Annotated in this window: 20 protein-coding genes and 1 pseudogene; 9 read left to right on the top strand and 12 right to left on the bottom strand. The window is 56.9% G+C overall.

Annotated features, from left to right (window positions below; translation table 11 throughout):
- Positions 1–662: 662 nt before the first annotated feature.
- The gene (locus tag TU86_RS18225) at positions 663–1,046 is read left to right on the top strand and encodes a hypothetical protein (protein WP_043864217.1); all 384 of its coding nucleotides are present in this window, start codon (positions 663–665) and stop codon (positions 1,044–1,046) included.
- Between the two features lie 336 nt (positions 1,047–1,382).
- Here TU86_RS18225 and TU86_RS18220 read toward each other — a convergent pair.
- From TU86_RS18220 to TU86_RS18205, 4 genes and pseudogenes are all read right to left on the bottom strand, one after another.
- Positions 1,383–2,120, bottom strand: a pseudogene (locus TU86_RS18220) (STN domain-containing protein); the annotation flags it as partial.
- Positions 2,121–2,266: 146 nt separating this feature from the next.
- Positions 2,267–3,244, bottom strand: coding sequence for a FecR family protein (locus tag TU86_RS18215; RefSeq protein WP_048365702.1), 978 nt, complete (start codon positions 3,242–3,244; stop codon positions 2,267–2,269).
- 58 nt (positions 3,245–3,302) lie between these two features.
- Positions 3,303–3,797, bottom strand: coding sequence for a sigma-70 family RNA polymerase sigma factor (locus TU86_RS18210; RefSeq protein WP_048365701.1), 495 nt, complete (start codon positions 3,795–3,797; stop codon positions 3,303–3,305).
- Positions 3,798–3,876: 79 nt separating this feature from the next.
- On the bottom strand, positions 3,877–5,721 hold the full coding sequence (locus TU86_RS18205) for a flavin monoamine oxidase family protein (protein WP_048365700.1): 1,845 nt from the start codon (positions 5,719–5,721) through the stop codon (positions 3,877–3,879).
- A gap of 320 nt (positions 5,722–6,041) precedes the next feature.
- Here TU86_RS18205 and TU86_RS18200 point away from each other — a divergent pair, with 320 nt between their 5' ends.
- Complete coding sequence (locus TU86_RS18200; RefSeq protein WP_420876385.1) at positions 6,042–7,469, top strand: purine-cytosine permease family protein; 1,428 nt, start codon at positions 6,042–6,044, stop codon at positions 7,467–7,469.
- Positions 7,470–7,656: 187 nt separating this feature from the next.
- Here TU86_RS18200 and TU86_RS18195 read toward each other — a convergent pair whose 3' ends face one another.
- The 5 genes from TU86_RS18195 to TU86_RS18175 all read right to left on the bottom strand — a co-directional run bounded on the left by TU86_RS18195 (position 7,657) and on the right by TU86_RS18175 (position 14,235).
- Complete coding sequence (locus TU86_RS18195; protein WP_048365698.1) at positions 7,657–8,976, bottom strand: MFS transporter; 1,320 nt, start codon at positions 8,974–8,976, stop codon at positions 7,657–7,659.
- A 119-nt stretch (positions 8,977–9,095) separates the two neighbouring features.
- Positions 9,096–10,547, bottom strand: coding sequence for an efflux transporter outer membrane subunit (locus TU86_RS18190; protein ID WP_048365697.1), 1,452 nt, complete (start codon positions 10,545–10,547; stop codon positions 9,096–9,098).
- Entirely contained in the window at positions 10,544–11,608 is a 1,065-nt protein-coding gene (locus tag TU86_RS18185; protein WP_048365696.1) for an HlyD family secretion protein, read from the bottom strand. The genes TU86_RS18190 and TU86_RS18185 overlap by 4 nt, the downstream gene beginning before the upstream one ends.
- A gap of 20 nt (positions 11,609–11,628) precedes the next feature.
- Positions 11,629–13,155: an MFS transporter gene (locus tag TU86_RS18180; protein ID WP_238936096.1), complete on the bottom strand. Its 1,527-nt coding sequence runs from the start codon at positions 13,153–13,155 to the stop codon at positions 11,629–11,631.
- A gap of 171 nt (positions 13,156–13,326) precedes the next feature.
- Entirely contained in the window at positions 13,327–14,235 is a 909-nt protein-coding gene (locus tag TU86_RS18175; RefSeq protein WP_048365694.1) for a LysR family transcriptional regulator, read from the bottom strand.
- Between the two features lie 401 nt (positions 14,236–14,636).
- Here TU86_RS18175 and TU86_RS22620 point away from each other — a divergent pair, with 401 nt between their 5' ends.
- The 5 genes from TU86_RS22620 to kch all read left to right on the top strand — a co-directional run bounded on the left by TU86_RS22620 (position 14,637) and on the right by kch (position 17,812).
- The gene (locus TU86_RS22620) at positions 14,637–14,912 is read left to right on the top strand and encodes a hypothetical protein (RefSeq protein ID WP_239658832.1); all 276 of its coding nucleotides are present in this window, start codon (positions 14,637–14,639) and stop codon (positions 14,910–14,912) included.
- A gap of 72 nt (positions 14,913–14,984) precedes the next feature.
- On the top strand, positions 14,985–15,245 hold the full coding sequence (locus tag TU86_RS23390; RefSeq protein ID WP_053076058.1) for an urea transporter: 261 nt from the start codon (positions 14,985–14,987) through the stop codon (positions 15,243–15,245).
- Positions 15,181–15,468, top strand: coding sequence for an urea transporter (locus tag TU86_RS23385; protein WP_239658830.1), 288 nt, complete (start codon positions 15,181–15,183; stop codon positions 15,466–15,468). Before TU86_RS23390 ends, TU86_RS23385 begins: the two co-directional genes overlap by 65 nt.
- A 27-nt stretch (positions 15,469–15,495) precedes the next feature.
- Positions 15,496–16,554, top strand: coding sequence for a HoxN/HupN/NixA family nickel/cobalt transporter (locus TU86_RS18160; protein WP_048365692.1), 1,059 nt, complete (start codon positions 15,496–15,498; stop codon positions 16,552–16,554).
- Between the two features lie 82 nt (positions 16,555–16,636).
- A complete protein-coding gene (kch, locus tag TU86_RS18155; protein WP_048365691.1) occupies positions 16,637–17,812 on the top strand; it encodes a voltage-gated potassium channel protein in 1,176 nt (391 codons plus the stop codon).
- Between the two features lie 50 nt (positions 17,813–17,862).
- Here kch and TU86_RS18150 read toward each other — a convergent pair whose 3' ends face one another.
- A complete protein-coding gene (locus TU86_RS18150; protein WP_048365690.1) occupies positions 17,863–18,300 on the bottom strand; it encodes a CrcB family protein in 438 nt (145 codons plus the stop codon).
- A gap of 162 nt (positions 18,301–18,462) precedes the next feature.
- Between TU86_RS18150 and TU86_RS18145 the strand changes: the two genes are divergently transcribed.
- The gene (locus TU86_RS18145) at positions 18,463–18,744 is read left to right on the top strand and encodes a hypothetical protein (protein ID WP_048365689.1); all 282 of its coding nucleotides are present in this window, start codon (positions 18,463–18,465) and stop codon (positions 18,742–18,744) included.
- On the opposite strand, the gene TU86_RS18140 is transcribed toward TU86_RS18145, so the two are convergent.
- On the bottom strand, positions 18,741–21,104 hold the full coding sequence (locus TU86_RS18140; RefSeq protein WP_048365688.1) for a DNA polymerase II: 2,364 nt from the start codon (positions 21,102–21,104) through the stop codon (positions 18,741–18,743). The genes TU86_RS18145 and TU86_RS18140 overlap by 4 nt on opposite strands.
- 30 nt (positions 21,105–21,134) lie before the next feature.
- Positions 21,135–21,488 (bottom strand): hypothetical protein, encoded by a 354-nt coding sequence (locus tag TU86_RS18135; protein WP_048365687.1) that lies wholly within the window; start codon positions 21,486–21,488, stop codon positions 21,135–21,137.
- Positions 21,489–21,631: 143 nt separating this feature from the next.
- On the opposite strand from TU86_RS18135, the gene TU86_RS18130 reads away from it, so the two are divergent.
- The gene (locus TU86_RS18130; RefSeq protein WP_157395926.1) at positions 21,632–21,838 is read left to right on the top strand and encodes a hypothetical protein; all 207 of its coding nucleotides are present in this window, start codon (positions 21,632–21,634) and stop codon (positions 21,836–21,838) included.
- Positions 21,839–22,163 lie beyond the last annotated feature (325 nt).

The following is a 22,163-nucleotide window of genomic DNA, read 5'->3' as shown; positions in this document are numbered from 1 at the left end:
TCCAAAACAGCGTTAACCACTCAACCCAATACTTCCATAGGTTCGGAGATATGTCCCCCAACCTATATGTATGTATACATACATATCAAATTTCTCTCCTAATGAAAATTTCACACTTTTCAAAATTCATCAAAATGGGTGAATATCATTCACTGGGCTGATAAGCGTAAATATCCCGAAAGCGATTTGGGGCAGTAACCAAAAATCGACTTTTTACAAAAATTATTTTCTTGAAAAAATTGCCGTGAAAATTTAACGTTTTCATCGAATTTTTTTAGATATTTAATTTTTTAACCATTGAATTATGGCTTATTTACAGCAAAAAACCTTGTCAATAGCAAAACGAAAATAAATATAAGGTCGGACGTTAATGAGCAAATAGGGTTCAACCCTAAGCAAATCACTTAGTTGAAATTTGCCACAAAGCAGAACAAAAAACGACACTGCAAAAACTCAAAAATCGCTCTCAAATTAATTTCACAAAAAAATGTGGGGGATTGGTGACGTTAAAATTTCAAAAAAATCGAAAGTAGCCAATTTCCTACAATACATATCCCGGAAGCAAAACCTGAAATAGTTGAAGGTTCGGAGATATGACCTTGAAGCATTGACATATCAAAACCCTATGGTATTGGTATTATAACAACATAGGAGTTCTAATTATGAACAGGATGGAATATGCAGGAAAAATAGGCGGTATGGTTGGTGGATTTAAAAGACGTGAGCGTCAAAAATTTTTAATCATGTTCGTAAAGATAGTAGAAATGGATGAGCTTCATGATATCCGAATGACCTCAAACCTCGCTAAAAAGCTAATAGCAGCATTTTCAGGCTGCAAATCAATATCCAATGATGTTCTAATCAAGGAGTTTGCAAGAAGCGGGAACAGTGTAAAACAACAAAACCTTGATATGATTGTCCATTCATTAGTAGCACGATGGCAAGACCTTTATGAAGAACAGTGGAAAGAAGCAAAAATAAAAATAGACATTGAAGCCGACGAATACAAGCAATCTATTATCGAAAAGCTGGACATTAAACTATAAACACATGTAAAGCCCCACTTTACATACTTATACCCGTGAAGCTATTTTTCGCTTTGCGGATATACACATTCCTACACCGTAGGAATTTACAACCACTATGTATCCTGCCACGATACATACTTGTATCTTTAAACCAAATAATGACCTTCACGGACATATATCCTACTCACACAGAGTAGAAAATACCGCCTATCTTTTCGTTGAGCTAAGCAGCCATAGGTTCAAGGATATATCTCCAAACCATTAGCTATCACCCACAGCCTCACCCCCCCTTCCATTATCACTCCGTTGGCTATTTCCGTATCCGGCCCCCAATCAGGCGGATGCAGAGCCTCCACCCGCTTGGCGACCTAGATCACAATTATTAGAAACAGCTAGACCCTGCGAGATCGGCGCCATCGACAACTGCGGCTGACCGTAGGGCGCGAACGCTGCCGGAATGCCGTCAATCAATACCGTGGAGCGCGGCGACAAGCGCGAGGTGAGGCCGCGCACCCCCACGTTCAAGGAAATATCGCTGCCACCGGTGCCGTTGGAATCTTGCACCTGCACGCCGGGGATGCCTTTGAGCACATCGCGCACATTCATTGCGCCCTGCTCGACCATCGCTTCGCGGCGCACCACGGTGCGCGCACCCGGATGGTTTTGCACCACTGATTCGTTAGCATCGCCGAGCCAGTTTCCCACCACTTTTACATCCAGCGGTGCCAGTTCCAGTGTGCCGCTGCCTACTGATGCGCTGCTCACAGGCGCTTCGCGCAGCGTCACCACATCGCCGCTCAACGCGTAACTCAGGCCACTGCCTTGCAGCAACTCGCTCAGTGCCTGTTCAGGTGACAGGCTGCCGTTGACCGCCGGTGCGTGTTTGCCAGCCACCCACTGTGGGCTGAAAAACACTTGCAAGGCGGTCTGTTGTGCCAACTGGCTCAAGGCTGCGCCCAACGGTTGGGCCTGAATGTGAATGACGCTCGACGCAGACTCATTGGCAAACGCGGCAGGCAGCGCTGCGCTGACCGCCAGGGCCAGCGCCAAGGGCAGCCACCGCGCTCGGGGGGAGGGAAGTGGAGTACTCAGAGCTGAGTTGAACGAAGAAAATCGTCCACGGGAATTATTGTTTTTCACGTCGAGTCTTGCCCTATTGATCGCATCTTGAGTGCGACTGTTAATGCAAACCAGTCTCAGTTGTTCAAGAAGACGAAGAACTCGAAAAAAACCTGAATCTATCGTGCAATTATTTCCTGACTGCCATCGGTGTGGGTCTGGATAACCACCGGCAGAATTTTGGGCAAGGCTATGAGCAGCGCATCGGTGTCATCCACTTTGAACACACTCGACAGGCGCAATTGCGCCAGCGCCGGGTTGCTCACACGTAACGGCTTCTGGCGATAGCGCGATACCTGGGCCGCTACTTCTTGCAGGGTGGCATCGTCAAACACCAACTGCCCTTTGCGCCAGGCAGTCAGCGCCTGGGCATTCACCGCATACGCCGCTGCCACCTGCCCTTGCCCCGTGACGTAGGTGCCCAGACCCGCCGTCAAATTGACCTGCGCGTTTGCGTCAGCCCCTTGCACCTGCACATGGCCCGACTCGACGACCACTTGGGTTTGATCACCCTCACGGCGTACATCAAAGCGCGTACCGGTGACCGTTACTTGCCCCGGCCCAGCCTGCACGACAAAAGGTCGATCGCTGTCGTGGGCCACACTGAACATGGCCTCCCCCTGTTCCAGCTCAACATGGCGCTGGCGACGTTCAAAGTTGACGCGCAAGCGGCTGCGGCTATTGAGCTCAAGGTTTGTGCCATCGGGTAACGTCACGCTGCGCCGCTCGCCAAGGGCGGTCGCGAATTGGGCTTGATACCCCGCCGATGTGTGCTGATAACCCCATACCCCAGCGCCTGCGGCGATGGCAACCAGGCTGGCCGCCAGCCCGTAACGCACCACCGAACGACGTTTGAGCGGCGCTGCGGGCGGCTCACACAACGCCTGCAAGCGCGCCTTGGGCAATGCGTCGGTGGCCGACCACAGGTTCAGCAGCCATTGGTATTCCGCTTCATGGCTGGGGTGCTGCGCCCGCCATGCGGCCAATTCCAGCTGCTGTGCGGCACTCATGGCCTGCCCTTGAGCACGCGCAAACCAGGTGGCTGCGGCGTCACGCACGCTTGCGCTATCACAGCTACAGTCACGGGTATCCATCATGGAATCCTTACGGGGGCTGGCGGTAAACCGTTCAAGCCTGTCTGGCAACCTGACCTCTTCACGGAGCCTCCACGCGTTCACGCAGATGGCGCAGGGTGCGGATCATATACTTTTCCACCATGTTCTTGCTCAACCCCAGGCGCTCGGCAATCTCGGCCTGGGTCAAGCCTTCAATCTTCTGCCAGACGAAAACCTTGCGGCAATTGAGTGGCAGCTCCTGCAATGCCCGCTCAACCGACTCAGCCAACTGGATAGCGCGCATGTACTGCTCCGGGTCGCCCGTTTCGGACGAACTTGGGGGAACGGCTGCCTGCTCCTTGGCGTCGCGTAGCTCTTCACGGCGAAAACCATCGACCGCGATGTTGCGGGCGGTCTGATGTAAATAGGCACGCGGCTGCTCGACTGCATCCGAGTCGGATTCGAGCACGCGCACGAAGGTGTCATGGGCCAGGTCCTGCGCCTGCTGGCGATTGCGCAGGCGGCGGGTCCAGGTGCCAATCAACTCTTCGTAATGGTCAAAAAAGCCCGTTCGACGGGGCGGTTTATGCGTCATTGCACTGGGCTATGAAGGCGGGGCGCGAATAGTAATGCTTCCTATTAAAGCCAGCAATCACTGTGACGCCCCGCTAACATCAGTTGTTCAGTTCAATGGGTTTTAACGCCTCCCACGATTCGACCGGACCAGGCGACTGCGCATAACTGCCGCCGCCCAGACATACCGCGATTTTGTTAACCGCGTTGATGGCACTGCTCACTGCTCCCTCGGCCCAGCCACCCGTCCATGAAACATCATCGCCAGCCAACACAAACCCATCAGGATCGCCTTGCGCAACGCCCGTCATAAACTGGGAAAAAATACGCCGTTGGTATTCATACTGACCCGGCAGGTTCATCTTGAAGGCACCCAAATGGAAAGGCTGCTCTTCCCAGTTGTATTCGATAAAGGCATTGCTCGTGCTGAAATGTTCATCCAGCTTGATGTCCGGGTAAATACTCTCAAGCAACGTGGTACACAATTGAGCATGCGACAACGATGCCCTGTCACCGAGAAACTTCAGCGCGTCATCATTCCACGTGTAGGACAAATAGATGCCACTGCCCCTATGCTTGCCGCTGCTGCCGGCGTAATCAACAGGGTAAGTGCCACGTGTCAAACGGTCTGACAGCGTGACGCTCATTTTTCGCGGGCTTCCCTCGGGGGGTGTTTCGTTCCAGAACGCAGAGGTCGTGGCTGCAAAAATCTTCGCCGACTGCATGTAATGGGTATACATGATCGCCTCCCACGTTTCAGGCGGCAGCAACGCACGTTCCGGGTCAAGACTCTGCGGGGTATTGGCGTAGCGCATCTTGTCCAGAATCCGCAGATGCGGGGTGTAGACAACAAAATCAAAGGGGTGCCAGCCCGCTTGGCCGTCAGTTGAGTTGTCTTGAATCAATACCGAAAAACCGCCATCAGCCTCGCGCTTTATATCCCGAACCTCTTGGTTGAAGGGGGTTGCCAACACGGCTTTGCTGAGCGATTCAACGCTTTTGTCGTTCGCCCATTCAACGCACGCATCCCCAAGGTCACGCGCGGTGCTTGACCACAGTTTTTGCGGCAGGGTTGAAGAGCCGTCATACATTAATGTGTGGTCTGCATCCAGCGCGGTGTAAAGCACACGCAGCACTTCAAGAATGCTATTGGGGTAGTCGGTGTTCCAGCCGCCTGTACCGAAACCGATTTGTCCAAACAAATCAATATCCTGTTTGCTCCACCCCGACTCTTGTAACAAAGCCGCATAAAAACTTACATCATCCCAACTTCTGCCGTCCGCTAATTTAAGCACGCCATTCCATAACCGTTTTATAAGGGCCTGATCAATTGTCCCTTCCGTCATGGCGGCTTCAATTCTTTCGAAGTTAAAAGGTTCTCCTCCCACAAAATTTTCAAAAAACTCAGTTTCAAGCCGCACGTATTCAGCGGGTTTGGGAAAGGCCCCGCTCTGATTTTCGTAGTAGTTGGTGGTGCCCTTGAAATCAACCACAGTACTGACCGCTGCATCAGAACCGGGGTTCGGAAAAGGGGCCGAATTGAGGGTCATTCCAACTTTGTTGAAGTAATGGAACAGGGCCTTTCCGGACACAGGAAAGCGCATGGCTCCAAGCTCACAGATCACCTGCGCGTCCGGATCTTCAGGGTCACCTTGCAGCACCGAATGTAAACGCCCGCCAATTCTGTCAGTGGCCTCGACGACAACCGGATGCAGGCCCACTTTCATTAATTCATAGGCCGCGACAAGCCCGCACACACCCGCCCCTACAACCAGGACCGTCTTTGTGCCGTGCAGCAGCGGATCAATTTGACACAAAGGCCTGCCCTGAGCCTGCGCATCATCGAGATATTGACCGTAGTGAAATGGAAAATCAGGAATCAAGGCGGTGACATCTTTATTGGCAAGAATCGGAGATCTAAGCGAACGCGTAGGGATTGACGACATAACTGCACTCCATACATTTCATGACATTCCGTTGGCATAAACACTATGCGAGCAGCCCAAACAGCCACCTGAAACCAGTCAAGCTCAACCTATCCTACATAACAAATAGAAAAACCCTACATGCCGACCAGCGGAGATCAGTAACCATAGACAGGCGAGCTAGAACGCTCAGAAATACGTGAAGTCATTATTTTTCATATTTTATTCTTATATGTTGCCCCCATGAATAACACTTGCCCGACCTCACACGGCGTCAACGACACCGGCTGTGTGCAAGCGGCAAACAGACCTATAAGAAAAGATGAGGATGTTCAATGAGCATTGACAACCAAGTTACCCCTGCGCGCCCAAAAATTGAAGTTCGCTCCATTGATTATGTGCCGCGCAACGAGCGCCACGGCAAGGTGTGGCATCAAGCGCCATTTTGGTTCACAGGTAACTTCGTGTTGACCACTATGGTCACCGGCTTCACCGGACCTGCGTTGGGCATGGGCACACTTTATTCAATACTGGCCATTGTATTAGGTGTCTGTTTCGGGACCTTTTTCATGGCCTTCCATGCCAATCAGGGGCCACGCATGGGCCTGCCACAAATGATCCAGTCGCGAGCGCAATTCGGTCTGCGTGGCGCTATCGTCCCCTTCGCAGCGGTTGTATGTGTCTACATTGGCTTCAATGTGTTCAACGTTATCCTAGCCACCGATGCCATCAATACCGTACTGCCCGGCCTGCGCGCCCCTTGGTATCTGTTACTGATTCTCGTCGCCGTACTGCTGGCGATCATCGGGCATGATCTTCTGCACACTGTGCAACGCTGGCTGACATACGTGATGATTTCAGTGTTCGGGGTGCTGACTGTCAGTGCATTGATGACATTGCAAATGGATGCAGCCTTGGCAAACGCCCATTTTTCATGGAGCGCATTTCTGATCCAGCTCTCTGCCGCAGCCGGTTACCAAATCAGTTATGCCGTGTATGTGTCCGATTACTCGCGCTATCTGCCCCATGACACCCCGACGGGCAAGGTGGTGTTCTGGACCTATCTGGGTGCCGCAGGCTCTGCACTATGGCTGATGGCGCTGGGCGCATTTCTCGCCTCTGCCCTGCCGGTCCCGGATGCCATTGGCAGCGTGCGCGAAGTCGGCAACCACTTCTACCCCGGCTTTGGCACCTTGACGGTCCTGATAGCAGTACCGTCACTGATCGGCATTATGGCTATCAACTGTTATGGCGCAATGCTCACCAGCCTCAGTGCCATCGACGGATTTCGTAAGGTCACGCCGAGCCTCAAAGTGCGCGTCGCAGGCATTCTGATCATTTCTACTGCGGTGTTTCTGATAACCCTGTCGATTCCGTCGAGTTACCTGAGTAGCTTCAACACCTTCGTATTGCTGATGCTGTATTTGCTCGTGCCTTGGACAGCCGTTAACTTGGTCGATTTTTATGGTGTGCGCAAAGGCCGATACGCCATCAGTGAAATATTCAATCCGTCGGGTATCTACGGCCTGTGGAATAAAGCCGGCTTGGTGGCCTACTGCACGGCACTGATCGCAATGGTTCCCTTCATGTCACTCGAGTTTTACCAAGGGCCTGCTGTTCAGGCGCTGGGTGGGGCTGACGTGGCTTTTTTCATCGGCTTACTGGTCGCCAGCACGGTCTACTGGATCATGACCCGCACGCTGGACTCAACACTGGAAACACCCTTCATCGACCACAGCGACCGCCTGCTTGAGGAGCAATTGCAATGACCCCCCCCCACACCGTTGTCGCATGCTGTCAATTGGCACCTAAAGTGGGTGAGGTTGCACACCATCGTGAAATCTCCTTGCAACGCATCAGTGCGTTGAACCAAGTTCATGCGGATCGCCGCACTGATCGGTATGACAGCGCTCGGCGGGCCTGAGCGCTAAGGTTTTCTCTAAGCGTAAACCTGCACTACAGGTCCACCTTGGCCACCAGGCGCTGCTCGACATGATTGCCCCGCGCAAAGCCGAACCGGCGGGCGGTGAGCAGCCCGACCATGCCCATCAACGCACAAAACACCACACACACCCACGGGCTCCATGGCATCAGCGCGATCAGCAACAGCGGTGTGGTGCTGGCCCACAGCGCATAAGCGATGTTGTAGGTGAAGGAAATCCCCGAAACCCGGATTGGCGCCGGAAACAGCCCGACCATCACCGACGGCACCACACCGACAATGCCACAGGTTAAGCCGGCAAAAGCGTACGCCAGCCCCGGCAGCGCCCACTGCCCGACCAGGCTGGCGTAAAGCAGGCCAATGCCCAGCGGCAGCAGCAGGCTGTACAGCACAATACTGCGCCACACGCCTATGCGGTCGACGATCAGCCCGGCCAACACGCAGCCCAGGTTCAAGAACACAATACCCAGGCTGCTCAGGGCGAACGTGTGGCTGGCGTCCATCCCGAACCGCTGCTGCATCACGGTGGGAGTAATCACCACAAACACCACCACGGCACTGGTCAACACACAGGTCAGCAACGCGGCCGGCAGCAAAGCACTGCGATGATCGCGCAGCACGGTACGCAACGGGAACTCGGCCCGGCCCTCTGTGCGCTCGCGCAACGCTAAAAACACAGGGGTTTCGCTCAGCCAGCGGCGCAGCCATACACCTATCACGCCAAACACGCCGCCCAGCAAAAACGGATAACGCCATGCGTAATCGAGGATTTGCGCCGGGGTAAACAACTGCGCCAACACCGTGGCAGTCAACGCACCCAGCAAGTAACCAAAGGTCAATCCGGCCTGCAAAAAGCCCAGTGCATACCCGCGACGCCCCGCCGGTGCGTGCTCGGCCACAAACACCCAGGCGCTGGGCACCTCGCCACCGACCGCTGCACCTTGCAGGATGCGCAAGGCCAATAGAATCAAGGGCGCGAAGTAGCCGATGTCTTCGTAGGTGGGCATGATCCCGATCAGCAGACACGGGAGCGCCATCATTAAAATACTCAGGCTGAAGACCCGCTTGCGGCCCAAATGGTCAGCAAAGTGCGCCATCAGGATCCCGCCCAGCGGCCGCGCCAGATAGCCGGTGACGAAGATGCCAAAGCTCTGCAACAAGCGCAGCCACTCAGGCATGTCCGGCGGGAAAAACAACTGACTGAGGGTCAGGGCGAAAAACACGAAAATGATGAAATCGTAGATTTCCAGCGCCCCGCCCAAAGCCGCCAATCCCAAGGTTCGGTAGTCAGAACGGGAAAAGCGCACCCCGCAGGGTTGAGTATCAGCAGGCATAAATACGCTCAATATTCAAAGGACACGCCTCAGCAGACGCGGCGATCAGGGGCGCGAGCATAGCAAATCTGCGCACCCGCGCTTCAGTCCCTCAACTTGTGATGCAGTTGCTTGCTGCATCAGCGCCGTGCATTGACCGATCCATCCTCCCAGCCGCCACCCAGCGCGGCATACACGTCAACCAACGACAACGACACCGCTACCGTGCTGTCAACCCACGCAGCTTCGTTGGCCAGCAGTGCGTTTTGCACCGTCATGACGTTCAGGAAATCCACGGTGCCCTGCGCGTATTGCTGGTGCACGCTGTCGAGCGCGCGCTGGCTGTGGCGCACCGCTTGCGCAAGGCTGTCACGGCGCCGCTGGCTGGCCTGATACGCCACCAGCGCATCGTCCACTTCGTGCCAGGCCCGCAGCACGGTTTGCTGATAGCCGATGCCCGCTTCCTGTTGTCGCCCTTCTTGCAACTGCAAAGCGCCCTTTAAGCGTCCGCCTTCAAAGAGCGGCACGCTCAGGCCAGGCCCAAACGCAAAGCTGCGCGCCCCCCAACTGCCCAGGTCCGACAGCTGCATGGCCTGCAACCCGAGGCTGCCAGACAACGTGATGCGCGGATAAAAGTCCGCCTTGGCCACGCCGATGGCAGCGGTCGCTGCGTGCAGTTGTGCCTCGGCACGGCGTATGTCCGGGCGCCGCTGCGCCAGTTCGCTGGGTAACCCGATGGGCACTGGCGCTTGATAAGACGGCACCTGCGCCGGTGTCGCCAATTGCGCCTGCAAGGCACGCGGTTCCCTGCCCAGCAACAGGCTCAGGGCATTGATCAATTGCGAACTGCTTTGCTGCAAGGGCGCCAGCCGCGCCTGCATTTCCGCGACTTGCGCGGCCGCTTCAGACACTTGCAGGTCCGTGGCCACACCTTCCTGCACTTGCAATTGCGTCAACGCCAGCGTGCGCCGGGCAATGGTCAGGTTCTGCTCCACCACCGCCAGCGCCTGCTGGGTGCCGCGCAATTGGATGTAATGCTGTGCCGTCTGTTGAATGACCAACAGCTGCACGCCGTGTCGATCTTCCTCGGCCATGCGTACCGACGCATCGGCGGCCTCCACCGAACGTTTTACCCGGCCCCACAGGTCAGCTTCCCAACTGAAACCCAGCCCGCCCTTCCACAGGTTGAAGGCCTGCTTGCCGCTGCGTCCCGAGGGGTCATTCAAACCGTGCTGGCTGTTGCGGCTGCGACTGTAGTCCAGCCCTGCGTCGACAGCGGGCAACGTGTCGGCGGTGATCTGACGCCGCAGTGCCAGGCTTTGCTCCAGTCGGCTGGCCGCCCGTTGCAGGTCGAAGTTATTACGTTGCGCCTCGGCAACCAGAGCCGAGAGCTGCGCATCACCAAAGCGCTGCCACCACTGTGTATCGACCGGCGTTTCCACCGCTGCGCTGTGGCCGGGTTCACTCGGGGTGGCTGCCCAGTGCGGGGCAAGAGGTGAATTCGGGGTTTTAAAGTCCGGCCCCAGCACGCATCCACTCAGGTTTAACGCGCAGTAACCGACCACTGCGCAGGCCCATGCAGTGTGTTTCATCGCGCACTCACCTGTTGCGGCTGGTCCGACGCCGTATCGATAGCCGCGTCCACCGACATGCCCAAGCGCAGTTGATAGGCCAGGGGCTGGTCGTGATCCAGACTGATCTTGACCGGCACCCGCTGAGCCACTTTGGTGAAGTTACCGGTGGCGTTGTCCGGCGCGATGGCGGCGAACGTCACGCCCGTGGCAGGCGCAATGCTGTCCACGGTGCCGTGCAGGGTTTCGCCAGGGAAGGTGTCAACCTTGATCGTGACCCGCTGACCGGGGCGCATATGGGTCAATTGATGCTCGAGGAAGTTGGCCACTACATAAGCCTGCGCCAACGGCACCACCGCCATCAGTGTGTCGCCGGGTTTGACATAGGCCCCCAGCCGCAGGCTACGGCGCCCGACGATGCCGTCAAACGGCGCCAGCAACCGGGTGTGCGACAAATCCAGCTCGGCGCGGGCCAACAAGGCCTGGGCGTGCTGCACCGACGCTTGAGCGGCCGTGTGCTGCGCCACCAGCACACGGGTTTGCTGACGCGCAGCTTCCAGCGCGGCCTTGTGCTGAGCCAGCAAGGCGCGAGCGGTTTGCGAGCGGTTTTTGGCCTGCTGCGAGTTTTGCAACGTACCCGCGCCCTGCCCGGCCAGGTGCTCATAGCGCTGTAACTCATGGGCGGCGAACTCCACCTGCGCAAGGTCGGCGTCCACCGTGGCATTGGCCTGCTCGATCAGGGAACGCTGGCGTTCCATCATGGCCAATGCATTGGCCTGCTGCGCCTGCGCCGTGGCCACGCCGGCCGTGGCTGCTTGTACTTGCGTTTCATAGTCCTGGGGGTCGATACGGGCCAGTAACTGGCCCGCCTTGACCGCCTGGTTGTCCTGCACCAGCACCTCGTCAATGAAACCTGCCACTTTGGGCGCGACCAAGGTGAAGTCCGCGCTCACAAAGGCGTCATTGGTGCTTTGCACCGGCGAGGCCGCGAACACCAGCCGCCACAGTCCATACAGCACCAGAACGCTCAACAGGCCCAGTGCGGCCATCAGCCAGGGCTTGCGCCCGTGCGTTGTACTCATGTCATTGCTCCACTACAGATTCAGCTCGGCGCCCGTGGCGGGTAAATCCGCGTCGGGCCAAAAGGGATTAATACGATCAACAGCACGGCCAAAACGGCCATGCACAGGTACAAGTCCGAGGAGGTCAGCACCATCGCCTGTTGGTGGATGCGGTGCGCCAAATCCGCATCGCCACTCACCAGCGGTGAGTTACCCGCACGATCCACCAGCATCGTCGAATGAAAATGCTCGCGATTTAGCGTCACCACTTGCAGCACGCTGCCCGCCGCCATCGCCGAAAAGCCTTTGACTGTGTTGAACCAGGCCGAGGCAAAGGGGCCCTCAGCGGGGTGCAAGCTGCCCGTGGCCAACATCAGCAACGGAATCACGGCCATGGGTTGAGCGATGATTTGAATCGCTTGCAGCACATAAAAGTTTTCCCGGCTCCAGACCGACGTCACCTGCGAACCCAAGCCACACGCCAGCGCCAGCAACGCCAGCCCAACCGCCAACACCCAGCGGCAATCGACCCGCCGCAGGTTGCACAAGGCGACGACCAAAGGCAGCGCGATCAACTGCGGCAAGGCCACCAACAGCATCATCGGAGCGGTTTGCAGTGGCCGATAACCCTGGATTTGCGCCAGATAAGCCGAGGGAATCTTGATCAGCGCCAGCAACACAAACAGCACCCCGCCCAACGTGATCAGGGCATGTGTCAGGTTGCGATTCTTGAGCAATTGCAATTTGAAGAACGGCAGCGGATGCGACCACTCGTTGATAAAAAACAGCACCAGCAGCGCCAGGCCTGCGACGATAAAAATGCGGATCATGGACGACTCAAACCAGTTCAGGCGCTGACCCAGCTCCAGCCCCAGAACCAACATGATCAGCCCCGGCAACCCCAGCAACAGCCCGCGCCAGTCAAACTGCTTGAAACGTTCCAGACGCAACGGGTCTTGCGGCAGGCCCCAGGCCACGCACCCCATCGCCAAAAGACTCAGCGGAATAATTTGCCAGAACGCCCACTGCCATCCGGCATATTCCACCCACCACGCCGACAGCGGCGTGCCGAAGCTGGGGCCAAAGGTGGCGGTCAGTGCGTAACTGCCCAGCCCATAAAGCCGAATTCCCGGGGGCAAAAAACGCAATGCCACGGACATCAACATCGGCGGCAGTGCGCCCCCGGCAAAGCCTTGCAAGGTGCGCAGCAGCATCAATACATCGACATTGGGGGCGAACGGGCACAACAGACCCAGCAATAAAAATGCACCGATGGCGCAGAGGGTGAAACGGCGCAGTGAAAATGTCGCCGCGCACCACGGCGCAAAAGCCATCGCACTGATCGAGGTGGCTGAATACACCGCCAGCAGCCACGTACTTTCGTCATAGCCGATGCCCATCGCACCACGAATGTCCGGCATCGCGACCTTGGTCACATTCTCGTTAAAGCCTGAGACCAGCACCGCCAGCAACACGCCTACCAGCCCGGTAAAAATCCGCAACCCAAAGGCTGCACTGCCAGCGGGCGCCGGTGCGGGCGTGGTGATCGCCTGCGCACCGACCGTCAACGCAGTCACAGCCCCACTCTCGGCGCGAGATCACGCCCACAGCTATAACGCCCACACATCGCTGACTCCGTCGCCTTACAAGATGACGAAAAGTTTAATCAGCGCTGATAGCTATAAAAATTGATATATCGACAACTGTGGATTGCACCAAACGCAATCGACTGGCGACCCTTAAACCGACGCGTGATCGCAGAGGTTTTTTAAGGTGCGTCGCAACCAGCGATGCGCATGGTCGTTATCGAGGCGTGGGTGCCAAGCCTGGCAGATTTCAACCGGTTGCAACGCAATTGGCAGTTCGAATGCCTTGAGCTTCAAACCCAACGGTTCAAGGGTCCTGAGCAACAGTTGCGGCATCAACGGCAAAATCAGGTCCGAGTCGGCCAACGCAAAAATCGCCGAGTAGAACGTGGGCGTGGTGAAGAGCACCCGGCGCTCCAGGTTCAGTTCAGCCAGCACCGCATCAATCGGCCCACGGGCACGACCCCGGCGCGACACGCTGATGTGGTCGAAGCCCGCGAACCGTTGCGGGGTCATGGCCTGCTCAAAAATCGGATGCCCTTCACGGGCAAGCCCTACAAAGGGGCAACTAAACAGCTGCTGCACCTTGATATCGGCACTGAAGTGATGGGTGGCACTGATCGCCAGATCAATACGCCCCTCGTTCAGCGCCTCATCATCCGTAAAGCCTTCGGGCACCACGCGCAGGGCGGCATTGGGCATCTCCAGCGCCATTTGCTGGCGCAAGGCTCCGCCGTAAACGCCGAAAAACACATCATTGGCGCGAATGCTGAACGTACGGTCCAGTAGGCGCAGATCACTGTCCTGACTTTGGGTAAAAACGCCGTGCGCCAGCTCCACCACCCCGCGCACTTGCTCACGCAACTCAAGGGCGCGCGGCGTGGGCACCAGCCCGCGACCGGAGCGCACCAGAATCGGGTCATTGAGCGCTTCGCGGATACGCGTCAACGTACGGCTCATGGCCGGTGCGCTGAGGTTCATGCGCCGGGCAGCGCCCACCACCGAGCCTTCTTCGAGCAGGACGTTGAGGGCAACCAATAGATTCATGTCAGGTATATGCATGGGGCTGAAGGGTAGCGTTTAACCCTTCAGGTGAACAGTTCAAAGGTCTTGAACAGACCTGAGTCTTTCGATACCCGGCTCAGCGAAGCAGGCGCTTTCAAAACAGAGAATCAAAAACGCACCATTGTTGCGCACAGGGTAAAACTGTTTCACACCTGCTTAGCTAGCTAACTAAGTGGCTGATTGATACATTCGCCTCCGTCAGGTCAGTCCTGACGCTCTCTTTGGTTGAGATTTTTGGCCATTACCGGATCCCCATGAAGGTAATGGCCTTTTTTATTGCGCCATCGCACCCCCCCTCTTTGTGTTCAATTCCTGCATCTGCCCTGCTCCTGAGGCATCAGGGACACCTCGTTTTCGTCCGGCAAATTAACCTGTACGAGGCCTACTTTTCACCGCGTGTGCCAGAGCGCCCCGACCTCGATGTGTTCGCCAATGTGGTACTGCTGACGCCCAAAGAACACCACGAGCGGATTGTCGAGCGGGTACCTGCCCTGTGCGACATCAAGGCCGGGCTGGCCAGTGGCGTGACGCGCTTGCCGAATAACTGCGGGCTGATTTTCAACGTGCTGGGCAATGACAGCGGCGAGGTCAAAGCGCAGATCCGTGAGTTCTGGAAAATCGCCCGCGAAGAAAGGCTGGGCGTGACGTTGCCAGCGCAATTCCTATGGCGTTAATCAGGCGGTCTCGCGGGTTCAGCTATCAACAGCTCGCAGCCTGCGGAGAATCTTTAATGGGGAGAACATTCAATGAATGTTGCCAATGCACCCGCACCCAAATGCACACAATGGGCAAACAGCAATCGGCTGATTGAGATCATCGATGTCAGCCTGCGCGGCTGTGCTCAGGTCATGTTCCAGAACAACCCCCTGACCGGCGTGCTGTTTTTCGCCGCGATCATCGTCGGCGCCTACAGCGAGGGCATTCCGGCCGTGGCCTGGGGCTGTGCTCACCGCCACGGTGCTGCAAGCCGAGCACGCCAATATCAACAATGGCATGTATGCCTTTAGTGCCGTGCTGACGGCCATTGCGCTGGGTTCGACGTTTAATAAACTCAGCTGGCGTGTGCTGATCTACACCCTGATCGGCGTAATTTTCACTGTATTTGTACAGGGTGCTTTGAATACGCTACTGACGCCGGTGGGCATACCGACCTTGACCATGCCGTTTGTCTTGGCGTCGTGGCTGTTTCTGGTGACCAACAAGGACGTCATGCCTGCCCACCGACAATAGCGATCTACCCCTTAGCGGAGCCTTTACATGACAGCGATAGCCCAACCCCTGGTCCAAACGGCACCTTCGAGGACCACGCGCAACGCGATCTATTTGCTGATCGGTCTGATTGTTGCCAACGCGCTGGCCTGGCTCTGGGCCTTCAGTGAATTGGGTACCAACCCGGTATTGATGGGCACGGCTTTGCTGGCCTACAGTTTTGGTTTACGCCATGCGGTGGACGCTGACCACATCGCCGCCATCGACAACGTCACCCGTAAACTCATGCAGCAAGGTAAAACCCCGATAGCCGTGGGCACCTACTTTTCCCTCGGCCATTCCACCATTGTGGTGCTGGCCTCGTTTGCCATCGCGGCCACCGCCATGGCGTTCAAGGACGATATGGCCTGGTTCCATGAAACCGGCGGGCTGATCGGAACCCTTGTGTCGTCGTTATTCCTGCTGTTGTTTGGCGTACTCAACCTGGTGATTTTGCGCTCGGTGTACAAAAAATTTAAACAGGTCAAAGCCGGTAAAACCTTCGCCCCTGAAGAGCTGGACGGGATTGTCAGCAACAACGGCGGTTTGATGGCGCGCCTGTTTCGCCGAGTGTTCAACCTGGTCAACAAAAGCTGGCACATGTACCCGGTGGGGTTTCTGTTCGGGCTGGGGTTCGATACCGCGACCGAAATCGGACTGCTGGGCATCAGCGCCACCAGCGCCTCCCACGGCATCAGCCTGTGGTCAATCATGGTGTTCCCGGTGCTGTTCGCCGTGGGCATGGCCTTGATCGACTCACTGGATAACTTCGTGATGATTGGCGCCTACGGCTGGGCGTTTTCAAAGCCGTTGCGCAAGCTGTACTACAACATCACCATCACGGCGGCGTCGGTGGTGGTCGCGTTATTTATCGGCGGTGTTGAAGCGCTCGGGCTGATTGCCGACAAACTTGAATTGAGCGGCGGCATCTGGACCCCGATCAATGCGATCAGCGATCACTTCGGTGAAATTGGCTACTGGATCATCGGCATGTTCGTGTTGTGCTGGCTGATCTCAGCCTTGAATTACTACCTGCGCGGTTATGACCACTTAGGAGCCAATGCCTGATGAACAGGTTCAGCAAAGGGATGTGCCCGTTATTACCTGATCGACACTCCACCCACTCTTTCACTGAGGCGTCGTAGCAACCATGACTTTAAAAGAGGACATAAAAGCCAGACTTTCCTTTGCCTATGGGGTCGCCTTGCTTGTGGCCATCAATGGCTTTCTTTTATTTTTGCCGGTGTTGCAACGCGGGGTCGCGCACTCCAACGCGGCCTTAGACACCTTCGACACCTGGAAGGAGGCCTTGAGCTTTTTGGCCTTACTGGAAATACCCGGTTTCGTGGTCGGGCTGGTGTTGCTGTTGATGTCCATCGGTTTGGTGATCAAGTCACGCATCAGTTGGTTCTTTGCCCTGTTGTTGCTGGTGTCCACCGTCTGCGTCGACGTGTTCATCGTAAAAAAAACCACCGGGACAACCTTCTACTCGCTCTTCACCATTGCGGTGCTGGTGTATTACTGGCGCCGCTTTGACCATTACAGCCTGGCCACCGGCAGCTTCTTTGCCGTGGTCAGTGTGGCGTCATTGATCGTCTACAGCATGCTCGGCACGCTCTACATGGGCGAGCAGTTTGCACCCCAGGTGAGCGATCTTCCGACCGCGTTCTATTTCGCCATTGTGGTGATGTCGACCGTGGGCTTTGGCGACATCGTGCCGCACACCACCGATGCGCGCATGTTCACCCTGACCGTGATCATTCTGGGCATCACCATCTTCGCGATCTCGGTGGCCTCGATTGCCGGCCCGCTGATCAGCAACAACCTCCAACGCATTGTTAAAGGCAGGATTACCCACATGGCACGTAAAAATCACTACATCCTGGTGGGCGCCAGCTCGCTGGCTCAAAACGTCTACAAGAGCCTGACTGATCGCGGAGAGCATGTGACAGTGGTGTGCGCACCTGGCACCCAGCACGACTTGCCGGATAAAGCAGACATTATCGAGGGCGATACCTCGGCGGCATCCACCTTGAGATTGGCCGGTGCGGGTGAAGCCAAATACATCGTCACGTTGTGCGACAGTGACGCAGAAAACGTATTCGTGGTGCTGGCGGCCAAAGAAGTGGTGGGCGATAACACGCAAACCATTGCGCTGGTCAACGAAAGCCAAAACATGAACAAGGTCAAGCGCGTCAACCCGACCATGGTGCTTTCACTGCCGCAGCTGGCCAGCGAACTGCTGGTGCGCACCCTGCAAGGCGACACGATCAATAACGACCTGATCACCGACATGTTCTTCGGTAAACGCACCTCGTTGGGCTAAGCCTTACGCGTTCAACCCGTACGCAAGCGCTTGCGTGCGGGTATGTCGTGTCACTGCGCAGTGTCGGTTGCACGCGGTGCTGGCCACTTGGCACCGGCGATCAAACCCAGTGCTACCGCAACAAACCCTGCCACCAGGCTGGCCACCCGATAACACACAGACACAAACACCTGCGCCGGGTCATTCATCATTTGCACCGCGCCAAACACAAAGCTTGAGAACGTCGATAACCCGTCCATGATCCCGGTGCCAACCATGACATGGACGTACTGATTGATACGCTTGCTCTTGAACAACGACGTGGCCACGCCCAGCAACACCGAGACCAGCAGGTAGCCGATCACGAAAGCCCCGCTGACGTTAATCAAGAACGTACCCAGCGGCAGGTCGCCTTTATACCGCCGTGCGTCCCGCAGGCCGATCCACCCGCGCAGCAATGTGCCAAGGCCACCGCCCAGGCCGACCCAAAAAACGTCCAGTGCCGTCATGAACATTCCTCTCGCGGGTGTGGGTGAACGTCAGGAACGCTCGTTCATGCAGCGCAGGCGGGCAGTTGCTGGGCGTCGGTTAGCGCGGGATTTGCCAGACTTGCCCCGGCAAAAAGGAGTACCCTGCCGCCCTGCTCAGAATCCACCGCACACGGAACCCCCATGTACCCCAACGCTGACCGCTACAACCCTGACACCGAGTACGCCAACAAACTTGTCGACCGCATCGGCCAAACCCCGGCCTGGATTGCCTCGCGCATCGGCGTGACGGAAAAGCGCATGCGCTACATCCTCGCCGGTTCACGCACGATCAAAAACGACACCACCGAGATTTTCATGACCTATGCAGAGCAGTTCTGCATGGAGTGCCTGGCCGTTGAAGCCAAGGCCGCCAAAGACCGCGCCAAGTCCAAAGCCCTGGCTGATGCAGCCGACAAGGCTTAAAACAGTCCCAGTTGCCCGCCGACCAGCGCACTGAAGTCGTCATCGACGAACACCAGAATCGCATCCGCCACAGGCTGTAGCTGACGCGTCAGGTAGTGGTCGTAATCCACCGCAGCGGTCAGGTTTTCCAGGGGCTGTGGCCCGGCCACGGTAATCACGTAGCGGATGCTGCCACCACGCTGATATTGGCGTGGCCGCCCGTGCTGGTCGTTGTAGTCATCGGCCAGGCGCGCCGCCCGCACGTGGGGCGGCACGTTGCGTTCGTAATCACTGAGCGGGCGGCGCAGGCGTTTGCGGTAGATCAGTAATTCGTCATGTTCGCCCGCCAGGGTACTGCGCACAAAATCGCGTACGTAGTCCTGATACGGCTGACGCTTGAAGATGCGCTCGTACAGCGCCTGCTGAAACTGCTGCGCCAACGGCGACCAGTCGCTGCGCACGGTTTCAAGGCCCTTGTAGACCATCTCCAGTTGACCGTCGGGGCGCTCAATCATCCCGGCGTAACGCTTTTTACTGCCCTCTTCAGCCCCGCGGATGGTCGGCATCAGGAAGCGTCGGTAGTGGGTCTCAAATTGCAGTTCCAGCGCGCTGCTCAGGCCATATTGCGCCTGAACATGGGCCTGCCACCATTGATTGACGTCGCTGACCAATTCACGGCCGATACGGCTGGCGTCGGCTTCGCTGTGTTCACTGCGCAGCCAGACGAAGGTGGAGTCGGTGTCGCCGTAAATCACGCTGTAACCCTTGGCTTCGATCAGCGCACGGGTCTTGAGCATGATCTCGTGACCGCGCAAGGTGATCGACGAAGCCAGCCGGGTGTCGAAGAAGCGACAGCCACTGGACCCCAACACGCCGTAAAACGCGTTCATGATGATTTTTAGCGCTTGGGACAGTGGCGCATTCTTTTCACGCTTGGCCACTTCGCGGCCATTGGCCACGCGCTCGATGATCGCGGGCAGACAATGCCGGGTGCGGGAGAACCGTGCGCCGCGAAAGCCCGGCACCGACGCTTCATCGCGCGGATCGCGCAGGCCCTCGACCAACCCCAGCGGGTCAATCAGAAATGTGCGGATGATCGACGGATACAGGCTCTTGTAATCGAGCACCAGCACCGACTCGTACAAACCCGGCTGGGACTCCATCACAAAACCGCCGGGGCTGGCCTGGGGCGGGTTGTCGCCCAAATTGGGCGCGACAAAGCCCTGGCGGTGCATCAATGGCATGTACAAATGGTAAAACGCGGCCACCGAGCCGCCACTGCGGTCCGCTTCCAGCCCCGTCACTGAGGCGCGCTCCAGCAAAAACGTGAGCAGTTCGGTGTGTTCGAAGATACGCGTGACCAGTTCACAGTCTTTAAGGTTGTAACGCGCCAGCGCAGGTTTGTCCTCGACGAACATGCGATTGATCTCGTCCATGCGCTGATACGGCGTGCTGATGTCCTTGCCTTCACCGAGCAGGGTTTGAGCGACGTTTTCCAGGCTGAACGAGGGAAATGACCACGTTGCCGAACGCAACGACTCAATGCCGTCGATGATCAGACGGCCCGCCGCACTGGCGAAGAAATGGTTGTTGCGCGAGCCGTGCTCACGCCATTGCATTTCGCTGGCGCCACGCCCCAGCAACAGCGGGATGCCCAGACGTCGCGCGTGCTCATGCAACACCCGCATATCAAACTGGATGACGTTCCAGCCGATAATTGCGTCCGGGTCGTGCAGGGCCATCCATTGGTTCAAACGCTGCAACAGCTCACCACGACTGGCACAGAACTCAAGGTCGAAATCGACAGCGCTGTCGGTCTCAGAGGCCTTGCCCAGCATGTACACCTGTCGTTGGCCGCAGCCTTCGAGGGCAATCGAGTACAGGTCGCCTTGCTCGCTGGTCTCAATGTCCAGCGACACCAGTTTCAAACGCGGCCGGTAGTCGGGGTGAGGTTTGATTTGCGCATTGAGCAGCAGGCCATCAGCCTGCACCTGGCCGCTGAAACTCACGGGGGCTGTAATGAAGCGCTCCATCAGGTAGCGTTCCGGGGGGCGAATGTCGGCCTCATACACATCCAGTCCGGCACGCCGTAGCCGCTGGGCGATGTCGATCAACTGCCCGTGCTGCTGGCAATAAAGCCCCACCACCGGGCGCGATTGAAAGTCGCACAAAGCCAACACGCGAAACTCAACGTTGCGTTCATCCTGCAACAACGCCTCAGCCTGCTCGCGCTGCTGGGCCGGGATGAATGCGGTCGAGGTCTGATACGCCAGCCGCACCTGTTGCGGCCCCTCATCGGTGGCCAACCAGAATTCGACTTCGATGCCCGACGGCGTATCGCGCCAATGACGGGTCAACACAAAACCCTGACGCAGGCTCACGGGGTCAATCTCAGCGCCAACGTTGCGACGTTACAAGCACGTGGCCAACGCGGCCAGACGGCGCAAGGCCACGCTGTCATCGGGTTTGGCGGCGTAGTAGCTGGCCTCGGTCCCCGTGCCTTGAGGTTGCAGGTCAGCAAACGACTCGGCGCCACGGGTATACACCGTCATACGGCCGTTGTTAGCGTTGTCCATGTAGCCACTGGCATCTACGCCGTAAACCGCTTCGTCTTGCCACGCAAATTGAACACACTGAGCCACCAGCGGTGTCGGTTTGTCGGACATCAGCACGCGAAACGGCTTTTGGTTGCGGGCCTCGTTCATCGCAGATGAAACACAACCGGCCAGCAGGGCCAGGCTCACAGCGCCAATCAGCATTCGCATCACGTATCCCCTCAAAAATGGCAAGCACGATAGCACGCTGATAGCGCGGTTTCATTTTCCCTGCGCACGCGCGCCGCCCGTCATTAAACAGTGATGTAGCTGACGACAGGCTGTCGCCCAATGCCTTGAACCGGGCAGTGGCGATGGGTGATGCGATCGACTTGGGTTTGAAACCGCAGGGCAAAGCCTGCGAGCAATGGGAAGAACGGCTCAAGCGCCAACCTTTCAACCGTGAGGCGCGGTTGTGGCTGATCCAGTTCTCTCTAGAGAACGGTGAGGAGTCCAAAGCGCAGGCGATGCAGCAAGTGTGCAAGACCATCAATCCTGAAGATGTGGCGCTCAAGCACTGAGCAGATGCAGGGTAAGCCTGTGTTTGACGGCACAACGGCCCTCACGCGATAACCGGATCCACGGCTGCCCGCTTTTGGATCCAATAAAAATCGCACGCAAAAAAAAGCCCAAGTAGCTGATGGAAACTTGGGCCTTAAAAATGCATAAACCGTGGTAGGTGAACGCGGGGCGATCTTACCTCAGCGTTACAACTCGTAACAAGATATTTTGCATGAATATTTTCAATTTATTACTGATCTAAGTCATTAAATAACCACATATTTTTCATTAGATTAGACTCATAAGCCCATTCTACTTGGCCACGAGCTGAATCTTTTCAGCAGG

This window comes from Pseudomonas weihenstephanensis, assembly GCF_001043055.1.
GTDB lineage: Bacteria > Pseudomonadota > Gammaproteobacteria > Pseudomonadales > Pseudomonadaceae > Aquipseudomonas > Aquipseudomonas weihenstephanensis.
Note: the sequence above shows the minus strand (reverse complement) of the source record. Positions and strands in the feature narration are given on the sequence as shown.

Excerpts from the sequence above, each read along its gene's own strand:
- TU86_RS18225 (WP_043864217.1), top strand. The coding sequence starts at position 663 with ATGAACAGGATGGAATATGCAGGAAAAATAGGCGGTATGGTTGGTGGA.
- TU86_RS18150 (WP_048365690.1), bottom strand. The coding sequence starts at position 18,300 with ATGACGGCACTGGACGTTTTTTGGGTCGGCCTGGGCGGTGGCCTTGGC.
- TU86_RS18210 (WP_048365701.1), bottom strand. The coding sequence starts at position 3,797 with ATGACGCATAAACCGCCCCGTCGAACGGGCTTTTTTGACCATTACGAA.
- TU86_RS23390 (WP_053076058.1), top strand. The coding sequence starts at position 14,985 with ATGAATGTTGCCAATGCACCCGCACCCAAATGCACACAATGGGCAAAC.
- kch (WP_048365691.1), top strand. The coding sequence starts at position 16,637 with ATGACTTTAAAAGAGGACATAAAAGCCAGACTTTCCTTTGCCTATGGG.
- TU86_RS18205 (WP_048365700.1), bottom strand. The coding sequence starts at position 5,721 with ATGTCGTCAATCCCTACGCGTTCGCTTAGATCTCCGATTCTTGCCAAT.
- TU86_RS18195 (WP_048365698.1), bottom strand. The coding sequence starts at position 8,976 with ATGCCTGCTGATACTCAACCCTGCGGGGTGCGCTTTTCCCGTTCTGAC.
- TU86_RS18215 (WP_048365702.1), bottom strand. The coding sequence starts at position 3,244 with ATGATGGATACCCGTGACTGTAGCTGTGATAGCGCAAGCGTGCGTGAC.
- TU86_RS18190 (WP_048365697.1), bottom strand. The coding sequence starts at position 10,547 with ATGAAACACACTGCATGGGCCTGCGCAGTGGTCGGTTACTGCGCGTTA.
- TU86_RS18185 (WP_048365696.1), bottom strand. The coding sequence starts at position 11,608 with ATGAGTACAACGCACGGGCGCAAGCCCTGGCTGATGGCCGCACTGGGC.
- TU86_RS18175 (WP_048365694.1), bottom strand. The coding sequence starts at position 14,235 with ATGCATATACCTGACATGAATCTATTGGTTGCCCTCAACGTCCTGCTC.
- TU86_RS18135 (WP_048365687.1), bottom strand. The coding sequence starts at position 21,488 with ATGCGAATGCTGATTGGCGCTGTGAGCCTGGCCCTGCTGGCCGGTTGT.
- TU86_RS18160 (WP_048365692.1), top strand. The coding sequence starts at position 15,496 with ATGACAGCGATAGCCCAACCCCTGGTCCAAACGGCACCTTCGAGGACC.
- TU86_RS18145 (WP_048365689.1), top strand. The coding sequence starts at position 18,463 with ATGTACCCCAACGCTGACCGCTACAACCCTGACACCGAGTACGCCAAC.
- TU86_RS18130 (WP_157395926.1), top strand. The coding sequence starts at position 21,632 with ATGGGTGATGCGATCGACTTGGGTTTGAAACCGCAGGGCAAAGCCTGC.